The following is a 14410-nucleotide window of genomic DNA, read 5'->3' on the forward strand; positions in this document are numbered from 1 at the left end:
CGGTTACCCGGAACCGGCGATCATGACGATCCCTGCGACGACGATGACCGATGCGGCGAGCCTTCTAGCCCCCTGCCGTTCTTTAAGCACGGTCAGGCCCAGCAGCGTGCCGAAGACGATGCCGATTTCCCGCAGCGGCGCAATATAGGACACTTGAGCGTGCCTCATCGCGAGTAAAAACAACAAATACGAACCGGGAGACAAAAGCGATCCGAGCATCACGATCTTCCACCGCCCGCGCACCGCCCGCTTCAATCTCCCGGAGGATAGAGCGGCCGGGGTCAGACCAAGCACGAATCCGATATTGGAGACGGCGAGCAGCGACAGCGGCGAAAAATACTGCAAATTTTGCTTGTCGATCAGCGTGTAGCAGGTAATGCAGAGTCCGACCGACAGCGCGTACAGGATAGGCTTCCAGACCGCGGGACCGCGTTCCGCTTCCTGCTTCCGCCCGCTCATGACGACAAAGCCCAGAAGCATGCAGCCGATCCCCAGCCACCCCCAGAGCGGTAACGATTCCCCCAAGAAGAGGACTCCCGTCGCGGGAATGAGCAGCGTGGACGTTCCCCGCATCACCGGGTACACCTGCGACAAATCTCCCAGCTTGTAGGTATGGGACAGCAGCAGAGCGTAAGCGCCTTGCGCCAGCAAGGATGCGATGATGAACATGAAGGCTTCGGCCGGAATTCCCGTCCGGATAAGCTCAAGAACAAGGTAAGGTATAAGTGCGATCGTCGTAGGCATGAAGATCGCCCACAGAAAAACGCTTTTGTCCTCGCTTTGCTTGGCGAACAAATTCCACACCGCATGCGTCATGCCCGATCCGATCACAAGTAGCAATGAAAGTACAATTTTCAAGCACCTCCCGATATATTCAACTATTCCAACATAATAACACATATATACACACATTTACAACGACTTATATTATTTTCCCCACAAACCTAACCCGCCGCACCCAAAACAAAAAGTCCCGGAAAAACTCCGGGACTTCAGGCTTACTGCGTATTTTTTTAGGTGCCGGGACGGTTCCTGCTATTGATAGACGATCTCGACGCCGTGCTTTTTATATTTGTCCACGATGGCCGGATCGATATTCGAATCGGTCACGAACCGTTCGATCTCCGCGCAGCCGCACACTTTGATCAGCGAAACCGCCTCGAACTTGCTGCTGTCGGCGAGCGCAATCGTCCGTTTGGCATTCTTCAGCATGATTTTCTTCATTTGCACTTCGCCGAAACCATAGTCCGTGACGCCTTCGGTCAACGTGACGCCGCTCATGCTCATAAAAAACAAATCGGCATGGAACCGGGAAGCGAACTCCTCGGCCAAATCCCCGATCATGCCCTGCTCTTCGTTGCGGATCACGCCCCCGATCAAAATGATCGTATATCCCGGCATAGGGACCAGCTCGTTTGCGATCGGCAGCGAGTTCGTAATGACCGTCAACCGTTCGATCTTTTTCTTCAGCACTTTGACGAATTGCGTATTGGTCGTACTTACGTCAAGGGCGATGGATTGCCCCTCCGTCACATACCGCGCGGCAATTTCGGACAGCTCGTTTTTCCCGTCCAAATGAGCCTTTTCCCGGACGGTCATCGGAATCTCTTCGCGGTAGTCCCACTCCTTCAGGATCGCGCCGCCATGGACGCGCTTCAAGTACCCCGCCTTCTCCAAATGCTCCAGATCGCGCCGGACCGTTTCGAACGACACGCCGAACAGCTCCATCAGGTCCGACGCCTTGATCGACTTCTCGCGGTTTATTTTTTGAATAATCGCTTGATGCCTTTGCTCAGCGAACAACCCGCTCCCTCCTCTCCATGAAATGACGGGCACGCCGCACTTCTCTATGCAAGTAGTCTACCATAAATAAAAGCAAACACAAACATTTGCACATCGAACGGCATGCCGCTTACAGATGGAAACGCCCCTCCCCGGAAGCGTTTGTATGACGGTATCCGTTTCTGGAGACAAACAGGATTGCCTTTCAACGCAATAAAAAAACAGCGGCCTCCGCTCGGGAGTCTGCCGCCATACGGGCCACAGCCTATCAGGCAATATTCAGCTCGGCCAACGCTTGAACAAGTGCCGGCGCAGCCCGCGTTTGTCCGTCTCTTCCATGAAGCCCGCTTCCAGCCCGTTTAACAGCAGCTTGCCGATCTCTGCCGGGGTAAACCCGAACTTTTCCGTCAAGATATGATATTCCTTCGTGAGATTCGTGCCGGATACCGTGAGATTGTCGGTGTTGATCGTCACCGGAATTCCTTGGTCGAAGTATTCGCGGATCGGGTACGCGGCCCATCCGGAGACGGCTCTCGTCTGAATGTTGCTCACCGGACACATTTCAAGCGGAATCTGCCGCTCCTTAACGAGCTCCAGGACGGCAGGGTCTTCCTTCATGCGGACGCCATGCCCGATCCGGGCCGCGCCCAGACGGTCGATCGCTTCGTACACGCTATCGGCTCCGGCCGCTTCCCCGGCGTGGATTGTCACCGGCAGCGCTTTGCGGCGGGCCAGGGCAAACAGCTCGCGATGAAGTCGGGCAGGGTAAGCCCCCTCGTCGCCGGCCAAATCCACACCCACGATCCCTCTGCCCTGGAAACGCGAAGCGGCTTCGATGACTTCCATATTATCGAGCTGCCCATGATGCCGCAGACAGCAGGCGATCCCGTTGGCCTTCACGCCAAACTGCACTTCCCCTTGGTTCAACCCGGCGATGACGCGGGCAATGACTTCATCCGGCGTCATGCCGCGATCGCGATGCAGCTGCGGGCCGAATCGCACCTCAATATAGCGGCACCCGTGCGCCGCCGCCTGCTCTACGACCTCGAACGCCACCCGTTCCAGCGCTTCGGGCCGATGCAGGAACCGCCCGACAAACTCGAATTTCCCGAGGTACGCCTGCAAGCTGCCGCACGGCTCATCAACCTGCATGTAAGGAAGCAGGCCTTCCGGCGTATCGGCTGGCAGCCGGATCCCCTCCGCCGCGGCAAGCTCGATAACCGTCTCCGGCTTGACGCTGCCGTCCAGATGCAGGTGCAGGTCGACCTTCGGCAGCAAGCGCAGCCACTCCATACGGTCGCTCATTTTCATTCCGTTCACCCTTTCCCTTTACTTTGTTTATCTCCTCAGTTCAGTTATTGAGTTATACTATATGTCGGCGTTATGTGAATGTCAATATAACTTACATATATTGCATCCGACTTTTTTTGTTCGAAAAATCTGACATTTATATAACACATGTAAGGTCACTTTATGGTTTACTCCGCTGAAAAACAAGAAAATCCTTGATTGGCTCAAGGATTTTCCTGTACTAGCTTATTCGGCAACCGGTACGTCCACTCCTGCGCCGCACCTTTTTCCAGAAAATCATTTCCCCCGCATCCCGCCTGCACCGAGAAGCTATTATTAGAATTCAATGAGAATTTTCCGCCTAAATCATTTGACAAAAAAAGCCGTGCTCCAAGAGCACGACTTCCTGTATTCGCCGCACGAATAAAGATCAATCCATAAAATCTTTCAGCCGCTTGCTGCGGCTCGGATGTCTGAGCTTGCGCAGCGCCTTGGCTTCGATCTGCCGGATACGCTCCCGGGTCACACCGAATACCTTGCCCACTTCTTCCAGCGTGCGCGTTCGGCCGTCATCAAGACCGAAACGAAGACGCAGCACGTTCTCCTCCCGCTCCGTAAGCGTGTCGAGCACATCCTCAAGCTGCTCCTTCAACAGCTCGTAAGCCGCTGCGTCCGCCGGCGCAAGCGCCTCCTGGTCCTCGATAAAGTCGCCCAGGTTCGAATCGTTCTCCTCGCCAATCGGCGTTTCGAGCGATACGGGCTCCTGCGCGATCTTCATAATTTCCCGTACTTTATCGGGCGTCAAATCCATTTCCTTCGCAATTTCTTCCGGGGTCGCTTCCCGGCCAAGCTCCTGCAGCAGCTGTCTGGATACGCGTACGAGCTTGTTGATCGTTTCCACCATATGTACCGGTATCCGGATCGTTCTCGCCTGATCGGCAATCGCACGCGTAATCGCCTGACGAATCCACCACGTGGCATACGTGCTGAATTTGAAGCCCTTGGTGTGATCGAACTTTTCCACCGCTTTGATTAAACCCATGTTGCCTTCCTGTATCAAATCAAGGAACAGCATACCTCGTCCGACATAGCGTCTTGCGATACTGACCACCAAACGGAGGTTGGCTTCGGCCAGTCTGCGCTTCGCTTCTTCGTCTCCGCGCTGAATCCGTTCCGCCAGCTCGATTTCATTATCCCCCGAAAGCAGCGGCACCCGTCCGATTTCCTTTAAGTACATACGCACAGGATCATTGATTTTGATCCCCGGCGGGAGCGACAGATCGTCGTGAAGCAGCTCGTGTTCCTCTTGATCCGGTCTGAATGCGGGGTCCTCTTCCGGTTCCCCGCCTACCTCGATGCCCAGCTCACTAAGCTGCTCGACGAACTCGCTGATTTGTTCCGGATCGGGATCGAACGGAGCGAGTTTCTCCGTAATTTCTTTGTAAGTGAGCGAAGCTTGCTCTTTACCTTGCGCGATGAGTTGCTGTTTCACCCGATCTATGGTAAGCTCCGTCTCCGCTTCCTTGTGCTGATCGTTCGCCATATGCTGCCCCCTCTTCTCCGAACCCACTCTTTATTAATTCTTGACAAAGCCGTGAAGATGTGATAGTATAATATTGGATATTAGTGATAAATATCACATTTTTTCAACTGCTAACCGTCATTTTAACACAAAAACGATAATAATTCAACTGTTTATATAAAATCGGTATCCGCCTTGGCGGACGCCGGTTTTTTGCTTTTGCCGCCAACATGAGAAGGCCCGCCCGGCCTGAATTTTGTTCCAACGAAAAGAAACGAAGCCCGCAAATCTGCGAGGCTCCGTCGCTCCTGTTCCATTCCTATGCTTGCTGTTTGCCGTTAATTGATCCATTGGGCAAGGGTAAGCCAGCGGCTGATCATCACTGCGGCTTCCGCCCTGTTTGCCTTGCGGTTCGGAGCATAGCTCGTATCGGTGAAGCCGGTAATAACGCCCGCCTTCACGTTTCTCGCTACCCCGTCTCGGGCCCACGAAGAGATACTTTCACGGTCCCGGAAGCCCTGCAACGTCTCCTCCGGCTTGTCGGCATACCCATCCGTCTTAAGTCCCGAAAGGGTCATCGCCCGGGCAATCATAACGGCCATTTGCTCCCGCGTCACAGGCGCATCCGGCCGGAACGTGCCGTCATCGAAGCCGCCGATCAATCCGGCCTCCAGAGCGGTTTCAATCGTCCCGGCATGCCAATCGGCTCCGGCAACGTCTTTGAACCGTCCTTGCGGCGGTACCGGCTGCAATCCGAGTGCGCGCGTCAGCAAAGCCGCAAACTGCGCCCGGGTGATTTCCGCATCCGGGTTAAAGGAACGTTCCGTCATCCCTTGGACGATCAGCTTGGCGGTCAATCGGTCGATCTCCTTTTCCGCCCAATGTCCGGCTATATCTGGGAACTTCCCTTTCTCCCGGACAAGCACCATGTAAGTGCCGTTCGTCCGGCTGAATACGGTCGCCTGACCGCCGGAGAATATCGCCGGGACGAAGCTAATCGAACCGTCCGACAGGACACGAACCACCGTCGTTTCATCCGGGTTTGTCGCTCCCTGAAGTTTTATCGTTTTCGGAACGTAAACGGGGAAGGTGTCCAGCGGCACAGCCGATCCTCCGGCACGGGCCCTCATGTCGAAATCCATGACCGGAGCTATAAGCCGATAGCCGGCTTCCGACGCCTGCCGCTTGAAGCTCTGTAGTCTATCCGGGTCCGCAACCGGTCTCATCGTCACCGAGATCGTCAATTCTTTGATGCCGCTCCCGAGCTGCTTGGCAAGCGACGACAGATCGACGGCGTCTGCAGTCAAAATATAACCGGCTTCCGCGCCTTGCAGTACGATCCTTTTCCCAGCCGCCTGCGCGGCCGCCACGACCGATTCCGCAGGCAGATCGACGCGTACCGAACGTTTCCCCGCTTCATACGAAGCGTCGATTGGCAGCACCACGTCCGTCCCGCGAGCTTGGGCGAGTGCCCCGGCGAATGCCTCTCCGCGGACGGTTAGCCGCAGATCTTGCTCAGCCGCCGGGCTGTTGACTTCAAACATGCCGGGTCTGGCGACTTCCGGCTGGCCTGCAGGCCCGGGTCCCGAAACGCTTGGCGCCGGAGCGACGGGCGTCGGCGAACTTGGAGTGGAGCTTCCGCTCTCTTCCTCTTCCGGACGTACCCGGACCTTACGCACAACTTCAAGCGCGCGGTTGCCGGATGAATCCTCGACCTGATAGCGCAGCTCGTAAACTCCGGGCTTGCGGGAATCAATAGTTCCGACCACCCGAATGCGGCCGCTGATGTCCCCGTCATAGTTATCCACGGCTATAGCGCCCGGATCGACGAAGGAGGTGCCGTAGCTTATGGCCATCTCCGGCTCTCCCCGTAACGTGATGACCGGCCGGATCGTATCCTTCACCCGCACCGTACGGGTTACGGGGAGCGCCGGATTTCCGGCCCGATCCGTCACATCATATTGGAGCACGTAGCTTCCGAGCCGCGACACGTCAACACGACCTGTTACCGCGATCCGGCTCGTAAGGTCTCCGTCCTGCGGATCGAACGCCTTGGCGCCCGGATCGACATAGGCCGTACCGACTTGCCAATTCAGCGGATTTTCACCAAGCAGTACGATATAAGGGCTTTCCTTGTCCACGACATGAACGGTGCGGACGGCTTCCGCCACATTACCGGAGCTGTCGCTAACGCTGTAACGGATCATGTAGATTCCCATTTGCTTCGTATATACGCTGCCCGTCACGGTCATCCGGTTCGTTAAGTCGCCATCGTAATTGTCCATCGCCGTCGCACCCGCATCCGTGTAGGAGTCTCCCAAAGCGACGATGGCCGGATTCGCTCCTCTTATCGTGATTACAGGCTTCGTCGTATCGACAACGTGCACGATCCTTGTCGCTTCAGCGGTATTCCCTGTCCGGTCCGATACGCGGTACCGGAGCTCATAGGTGCCGAGCTTGGCCGAATAGACGCTGCCCGTCACCGTCATTTGCCGGGTCAGATCGCCGTCCTGCGCATCCAGAGCCTCAGCGCCCGGCTCCGCATAGGGGGTGCCGACTTCCAGCAGCATCGGATTATCCCCTCTTAGCGTAATGACCGGCTTCCCCCGGTCGATCCGGACTACCGCTCGCGCTTCGGCGCTCCGGTTGCCCGCCGCATCGACGGCCAGCGCAAATACCGGCGTCTCTCCATCCGAGCTTACTTCAACCGGGGTGCCCGGGTATTCCGTCCAAGGTCCGTTGGCGCCTTGCTTCACCATATACTTCGCAAGGCCGCTTCCCGTATCCGTGCTGCCGTAAACCTCGAACGTCACGGGACGGTTCGTCCAGCCGCTTTCGCTTAACGACAAGGTCGGCACGCTCGGCGGCGTCCGATCGATACGTATGATCGCGCTAGCCTCTTCGCTGATTAAGCCGACCCGGTCCACGGCCCGGGCGAAAACAGCCGTTTCGCCTTCCGCCTCGACGGTCACCGCGGTGACCGTGTAATCGGTCCAACTCCCACCTGGGCCGATTCGATACTGCAAACGCGCGACCCCGCTGCCCGCATCCGTACCGCCGCTCACGGTAAAGGTAACCTTATCGTTTGTCCAGCTTGTCGCGCTTGGTGTTAAGACCGGGGCGGTCGGAGCCGTCCGATCGATGCGAACGACAGTATACGCCTCTTCGCTCATGTTGCCCGCTTCGTCCGCTGCCCTCACGTAGACGGGCGTCTCGCCTTCGGCGCTCACGGTGAAGCCGGTTCCCGGAACATCGGTCCATGCGCCGTTCGGGCCCAGCTTGTACTGATACTTAACCGCCCCGGAAACGGCATCCGTGCTTCCGTAAACGGCCACCGTCACATTCCCGGTCGTCCAGCCAGAAGCATCGGTCGTAAGGAACGGGACCGTAGGCGCCGTGCGGTCGATTCGGACCCGAACGGCAGCCTCCGCGCTAACGTGGCCCAGCCGGTCCACCGCACGTGCCGTGACCGTTGTTTCGCCTTCGGCAGTAACGGTAACGGAATCGCCAGGAGTCACATCCTGCCAAGGGCTGTCCGGCCCCAGCTTAACTTGGTATTTCAGCAGCCCGCTCAGGCGGTCCGTGCCTGCGAAGTCAACCTTGACGTCCCGGCGGGTCCATCCGGACTCGCTGACCGTAACCATCGGCGCCTCCGGGGCCGACCGGTCGATTCGAACGATGGCGGACGATTCGTCGCTCACGTTGCCCGCTTTGTCTATGGCGCGCACCCGTACCTCGGTTTCGCCTTCCGCTTCGACCCGAAGCTCACCGGTGTATTCCGTCCAGTCTGCGGTCGCTCTGCCGCTGAGCTTATACTCCAGACGCTGCAAGCCTGACAATCCGTCCTCACCATAGACGGCGACGGATACGCTAGGCGCGTCAATCCAGTCGGACGTTTGCGGGGTCACGACCGGAGCGTTTGGCTTGGTCCGGTCGATCAGTACGGTTAAGGCGCTCTCCTCGCTTACATGATTCAGCTTATCGACGGTCCGTGCGCGGACCGTCCAGCGTCCTTCTTCCCGGATCGTCAAGGGCGAAACGTAAGGGGCCCAATCCGATATGACGGTACCGTCGGAGGCAACAAGCCGAACCTCAGACCGCAATACGCCGATTCCCGCATCCGCGCCGTCCGCCACGGTAACCGTTACCTGCTCCGCGCGGGTCCAGCCGGAAGCGTCCGCTGTCACGGCCGGGGGCTCCGGTCCAAGGCGGTCGACACGGACCGTCTTGGCGCTTACTTCGCTGACTTCCCCCAGCTTGTTCCAAGTTCGCGCCTCGACCTTCGTCTCTCCGTCCGCTTCAATCGTGAACGGCGCCGTGTAGGTCTGCCACAATCCGCCGTTCAACCAGTATTCCGTGCGGTCCACTCCGCTTACAGCCGGACTTTCCGCAATCGTGACCTGGACCGGCTGCTCGCTCCATGCTTCCGAACTGACCGTGATCACCGGCACTTGCGGCGGTTGATTGTCGATCACAATCGGATTCGTCGTCACATACTCCGACAAGCCGTATTCGGTTCCTGCCCGCACCCGAAATTTTGCCTCGGATGTATTGACGCTTGCGGGTATATCATAGGTGAATTCAGTACCGGTCACCCGATCTCCAATTTGCGTCCATGCGCTCCCGTCGTAAAACTCCACCTGATAATAGCGGTCGCTGCCGAGCCCCCACTCCGGGGGTGTCCACTGCAGCAAGACAGGCCCTTTTTTTCGAGGGGACGACGGAGTAGCAACCGAGCCAGGCGTCTGTGGCGCATATTGCTTCAAGGCCCATTTCAACTTCGGTTTGTAATTGAAGCCTTTCGCTTGGGCGGCAGCCACCGCCTGTCCGTTTTTACGAACAGCGACGGCATGAGATTGACTGCGGATCGAGACCTGAATGATGTCCGTCCACTTATCCATTTCCGCTTGAATTTCGGAGAACACATAGCCTGCCGTGACAACCTTGCCGTCCTTCGTAACGCCTGCCGCAACCGAAGAGCCCGCGGAAATCCATACGATATCTTTCCATCCGGATACGTCGACACCGCCAGTCGTTACAACCGTCCCGTCGGCTCGAAGCCCCATGATGTAAGTATCGCCGGCAGCGATCTGCATGATATTGGTCCAGGCGCCGACATTTCCCTGCCCATTGGCCGTGTTGCCCTTCATGACCACCTTGCCGCTGTTGGCCAAGCCGACCGTGAACGTATCGCCTGCGGCAATCTGCTTGATGCCGGACCATTCCGACAAATTGCTGATTTGCCCGTAGCCGTTCATCCTGCCGAGGCCGACGACGGTTCCGTCGTTTTTCAGCCCCACCGTAAAGCAATCTCCCGCAGCCACAGACTTCATCTGCGTCCATTGCGTCGCTCTTTGAGTCAAGTCGTCGCTGGTGTAGCAAGCGGTGTCATCGTTTTTCCCCGCCGCATACACCCGTCCGTCCGTCGTGACCGCTACGGCATGCTTCAGTCCCGCATCGAGCGACGCTACGTCCGTCCAACCCCACAGCTTGAAGGATTGGACTTGACCGTCACCGGACACCGTTCCATCGGTATTAAGCCCCAATGTATAGTCTTGTTGGGTGACGATGTACTTGGGCAGCGGATGGGGCGGATACCCCTCTGCCGCTATCGCCGGCCGATCGCTGCACAGTCCGGCCAACACCAACACCCCGGCAGCCGCCAGAATGACCGTCGGCCGGCCTCGTATTCTTCCGTTCAATGATTTCGACAACTCCTCTCCGCCTGTTCATGTTCAGCTAACCCTAACAGCATAACGCGGAGAGTTTAAAACCAGTTAAAATCAGAGCTATTTCATTCAAAAAAACAAGCGCATGCCGGCCAACGCATAAGCTCTTGAGCTATGCTTCAGCTGAACGGACCTAAAAACTCCCCTTGTAACGCCTCGTAAATCGGCAGCCAAGGCCCCTATTCCGCCAGCGCCGCATCAAGCCGCCTTATGTCCAGCTGTGATTTTGCCGGATTCCCGATAAGGTGGCACTTTGGGTCTGGACCCGAAAAGCATCCATGAGCTTTTCACATACTTTTGCGCCAACCCGACAATGCCCCACGAGAATAGAAGCGTGACGGCATAGCCTGATGCGATATACACATAATAGGTGGCAGGCGTGTAGTTTACCGGAAGCCGGAAATAATAGAAGAGAACGGCGGCATGGATGATGTATACGCCAAAAGAAGCGACGCCGAGATGAATGATCGTATTGATCATTTTCGTATTCAAGGTACGGTACAAAAAATAAGATAGTTGCAGCAGGATCAATGGCGATGTAAACGTATGGAAAAACCAGTAGCACTCGTATAGCAAAGAATTGGCACTGAAATCGTTCACGCGGGTCTGGTACCATAAATTCACATCCCCGAAGCTGGAAGCAATCCATACGGTCCAGAGCGGAGTCCAGAGCAGTGCTTTGGCAGAGAACAGCTTGCTCCACGTCACGATAATCCAGTCTTTGAACACAGGATAGTAAATCCCACAGAAGGCTCCCATAAAGTAATACGAAATATAGCTGATGGCAAGTTGGCCTTTATCTTCGTAATGCAGGCTGAAATGGTTGTAAAGGACGAAGGCCCACTGCAGAACGAAGCCGATCCAGATCAAATGCTTGGTTAGCCGAGGCTTGCGCTGCAGAACCCACAGAAGAAGCGGGAACAAAATGTATAGCTGCACACTGATAAATACGAAATACAGATGGTAAAACGCTTTGCCGTAAAGAATCATCGTAAAAAAGTCGGCGAAGGAAGCGTGCTCGTAAAATTGTTCCCACGTTTCTCCGAACGAGTAATAAATTTGGATAACATAATACAAAGCCGAAAAAATAAGATAAGGCGTCAAAATGTATAAGAACCGCCGTTGATAAAACCGTGCGATTAATTTCCCGTTTAAAGGCCGATCGAAATAGCTGTAAAAAAGCACAAGGGCGCTAAGAAAAATAAACGTTGGCGTACCGAACTTATTAAAGACGTTCAAAAAATTAAAGTAAAAAAACATAGGAGAGCTTTTATCTTCCATTTCTCCGATTGGAATCGATGTGACATGAACAAAAATGACGCCAAGGATGGCTAATGCCCTAACGATATAAATGATGTTCAACTGTTCTTTTTTGTTTTGCTTCGCTACCCCATGGACCATTCCTCCTCTTGAACTTGCTTACAAGAACCAAGTATGGGAGGTTAATATGAAATAATTATGACCCTAGTCTTAATGTTAGCTGAAAATGAAATGGCAACGCTTACGTTTTTCAGAGGCTGACGCCGGTCAAGTCCGTAGGGCTCCGGCTCCTCCAGGTTTGAACTGCTGAATGATAACACCAGCGGGGCGACCCGCACCTCCACTTCTCCTTCGCATAAAGCATTCCCATCGACCCCAAGTTCCAACAACAGCTTCACCAATTTCAAAACCCCAACGCGCCAGATATCAGTAAATTGCTCGGCCGACAACTGATGCGCTGTAAATTTGCTTGCAGAATTGATCTCATATATTATATAACCTTGAGTATATGAATGATTGGGAATGAAAAAGGAGTGAACGAGGTGGAACTGCTGCAGCTCCATTATTTTCGCACGGTCGCCAAGCTGGAGCATATGACGAGAGCGGCGCAAGAGCTTCATATCGCGCAGCCTGCGCTCAGCAAAACGATTTCCCGGCTGGAGGCCGATGTCGGCGTGCCGTTATTCGACCGCGAGGGCCGGCAAATCCGGCTCAACTCGTTCGGCAAAGCGTTTCTGGACAAAGTGGAAACCGCGCTGACCGCGCTGGAGGAAGGACGCCGGGAAGTGGCCGATATGGCCGGCAGCGAGCAGGGAAGCATCAGCTTGGCCATGTCCACGCTGAATCGCCTGACGGACCCTTTAAGCGCGTTTTTGTCGGTTTACCCGCATGTGAACTTTCGCATGACCCAAGCTTCCATGGATGAAATGGCGCAGCTTCTCGAAGCCGGAGAGGTCGATTTTTGCTTTACGGCGATGCCCATCGAAGGGCCGGACATTCATGCCGTAGCCGTCCTGCACGAAGAAGTGTATCTGGCCGTACCTCCGGGACACCGTTTGGCACACCGTGGCAGTATTGCGTTAAGCGAGGTAGCCGATGAGCCGTTTATCGGGTATAAGGAAGCCTTTATTTTCCAAAAGATGAACGATGCGTTCTGCCGCGAAGCGGGGATATCGCCGAACTTCGTCTGCCGGGTAGACGAACCTGCCGCCATAGCAAGCTTGGTGCGCACTGGGCTGGGCGTCGCTTTTGCAGGGGGATGCAACATTAACGCAGCCTCCGCGCCGCTCGCGCTGCTGCATATCGAACAGCCTGTGTGTCATCGCACGTTCCAGCTTGCATGGCATGAGAAGCGTTATTTATCGAAGGCGGCCCGCAACTTTCGCGATTTCGTCGTCGACTACTTTGCCGGGCAGCAAAAGCAAGAGCCAATATCCGCGCTGGAAGCCGCCGTTAAATAAAGATGGAAAAACCGTCTGGACATCTCCAGACGGTTTTGCTTTGCCAATCTACCCAAGAAGGCCGGACTCCCGCACCTGAGCGTAAAAATTCCCGAACTCCTCGATATTGAGCTGCTGGGCGGCATCGGACAATGCCGTGGCCGGGTCCGGATGCACCTCGACCATGACCCCGTCGGCACCGGCGGCTAAAGCCGCTTTCGCGCATGGGGCAAGAATGTCTTTGCGTCCTGTGGAGTGCGTGACGTCGACAAGCACCGGCAGATGGCTCTCCTGCTTCAGGATCGGCACGGCGGAAATATCGAGCGTATTGCGGGTCGCCTTTTCGTACGTGCGAATGCCGCGTTCGATGAGCATGACCTGCGTGTTGCCGCGGGCCAAAATATACTCGGCTGCATGAAGGAATTCGTCGATCGTCGCCGCCAGCCCGCGCTTGAGCAGAATCGGCTTGCGCACCTCGCCCGCCGCTTTCAGCAGCTCGAAGTTTTGCATATTGCGAGCGCCGATCTGAATGACGTCGATATACTCGCATGCCAATTCCACGTGAGCGGGATCAACGATTTCGCTGATCGTTTTCAGACCGAATTCGTCGCCGACTTCCTTCAATATTTTGAGCCCCTCGATGCCCAGCCCCTGAAAATCGTAAGGTGAAGTTCTCGGCTTAAACGCTCCTCCGCGCAGCACGGTAATGCCCGCCTGCTTCAACGCCGCGGCTACCGTCCGCGTCTGATCGTAGCTCTCTACGGAGCAAGGTCCTGCAATCAGAACGGGACTTCCTCCGCCTACCTTCACATCGTCTCCCAACGTAACGACGGTATCTTCCTTTTGCTTCTTCCGGCTGACCAGAAGCTGCTTCTTATGATCGGTTACCTGAAGATTCAGCGAAGCCTGGAAAATTTGCTTGAACAGGTGCCGGATCGTATCGTCGGTGAAAGGCCCCTTATTGCTGGCTACTAGCTCCGTCAGCATTTGCTTCTCCCGTACAGGGTCGAATTTCGGAATGCCCTGCTTCTCCTTGAGGTTCCCGATTTCCTGGGCAATCTTGGCGCGTTCCGACAACAGCTCCAGAAGCTGGCGGTTCGTTTCGTCCAATTTTTGGCGTAAAGTCTCTAAACTTGGTTGGTTCATTTCTCATCCGCTCCTTGAATTGTTTTTTGTTGGAACATAAAAAAGGCCCCCCGTCGCAAGGGACGAGGAGCCGTGGTACCACCCTTATTAGAAGTGCGCTCCCTTCGCAAAACGAACCGGAGTGCTCTTCTCACTTTCAATCCTTTAACGCAGGACCTACGGGTAACCCTACCAAGAAGCCTTGTCGATTCAGGCCGCTCATCAGGCACCAGCTCAGGAGTGAACTTCAGCGCAGTGCTTCA

The 14410-nt window shown here is 55.7% G+C and carries 9 protein-coding genes; 1 reads left to right on the forward strand and 8 read right to left on the reverse strand.

All coding sequences use genetic code 11. The annotated features are described in order from the left end of the window. Positions 1-3: 3 nt before the first annotated feature. The 7 genes from ET33_RS16745 to ET33_RS16775 all read right to left on the reverse strand — a co-directional run bounded on the left by ET33_RS16745 (position 4) and on the right by ET33_RS16775 (position 12146). Complete coding sequence (locus ET33_RS16745) at positions 4-858, reverse strand: DMT family transporter (protein WP_235206735.1); 855 nt, start codon at positions 856-858, stop codon at positions 4-6. A 177-nt stretch (positions 859-1035) separates the two neighbouring features. Further along, a complete protein-coding gene (locus ET33_RS16750; RefSeq protein WP_036683999.1) occupies positions 1036-1803 on the reverse strand; it encodes a DeoR/GlpR family DNA-binding transcription regulator in 768 nt (255 codons plus the stop codon). Between the two features lie 258 nt (positions 1804-2061). Next, entirely contained in the window at positions 2062-3093 is a 1032-nt protein-coding gene (add, locus tag ET33_RS16755; protein WP_036684001.1) for an adenosine deaminase, read from the reverse strand. Between the two features lie 409 nt (positions 3094-3502). Continuing rightward, entirely contained in the window at positions 3503-4615 is a 1113-nt protein-coding gene (rpoD, locus tag ET33_RS16760; protein WP_036684003.1) for an RNA polymerase sigma factor RpoD, read from the reverse strand. A 317-nt stretch (positions 4616-4932) separates the two neighbouring features. Next, positions 4933-10308: an OmpL47-type beta-barrel domain-containing protein gene (locus ET33_RS16765; RefSeq protein WP_152570654.1), complete on the reverse strand. Its 5376-nt coding sequence runs from the start codon at positions 10306-10308 to the stop codon at positions 4933-4935. Positions 10309-10521: 213 nt separating this feature from the next. Further along, complete coding sequence (locus ET33_RS16770; protein WP_036684007.1) at positions 10522-11724, reverse strand: acyltransferase; 1203 nt, start codon at positions 11722-11724, stop codon at positions 10522-10524. A 41-nt stretch (positions 11725-11765) separates the two neighbouring features. Next, positions 11766-12146, reverse strand: a complete 381-nt coding sequence (locus ET33_RS16775) for a hypothetical protein (RefSeq protein ID WP_036684009.1) — start codon at positions 12144-12146, stop codon at positions 11766-11768. Between ET33_RS16775 and ET33_RS16780 the strand changes: the two genes are divergently transcribed. After that, complete coding sequence (locus tag ET33_RS16780) at positions 12126-13043, forward strand: LysR family transcriptional regulator (RefSeq protein ID WP_036684011.1); 918 nt, start codon at positions 12126-12128, stop codon at positions 13041-13043. The two genes, ET33_RS16775 and ET33_RS16780, sit on opposite strands and share 21 nt — an antisense overlap. Before the next feature lie 48 nt (positions 13044-13091). On the opposite strand, the gene ET33_RS16785 is transcribed toward ET33_RS16780, so the two are convergent. Beyond that, positions 13092-14168, reverse strand: coding sequence for a bifunctional 3-deoxy-7-phosphoheptulonate synthase/chorismate mutase (locus ET33_RS16785; RefSeq protein ID WP_036684014.1), 1077 nt, complete (start codon positions 14166-14168; stop codon positions 13092-13094). Between the last annotated feature and the right edge of the window lie 242 nt (positions 14169-14410).

Origin of the sequence: Paenibacillus tyrphae (genome assembly GCF_000722545.1) — a bacterium.
Taxonomy (GTDB): Bacteria; Bacillota; Bacilli; order Paenibacillales; family NBRC-103111; genus Paenibacillus_G; species Paenibacillus_G tyrfis.

Coding starts and splice junctions, on each gene's coding strand:
- add (WP_036684001.1), bottom strand. CDS start 3,093: ATGAAAATGAGCGACCGTATGGAGTGGCTGCGCTTGCTGCCGAAGGTC.
- ET33_RS16785 (WP_036684014.1), bottom strand. CDS start 14,168: ATGAACCAACCAAGTTTAGAGACTTTACGCCAAAAATTGGACGAAACG.
- ET33_RS16770 (WP_036684007.1), bottom strand. CDS start 11,724: ATGGTCCATGGGGTAGCGAAGCAAAACAAAAAAGAACAGTTGAACATC.
- ET33_RS16775 (WP_036684009.1), bottom strand. CDS start 12,146: ATGGAGCTGCAGCAGTTCCACCTCGTTCACTCCTTTTTCATTCCCAAT.
- rpoD (WP_036684003.1), bottom strand. CDS start 4,615: ATGGCGAACGATCAGCACAAGGAAGCGGAGACGGAGCTTACCATAGAT.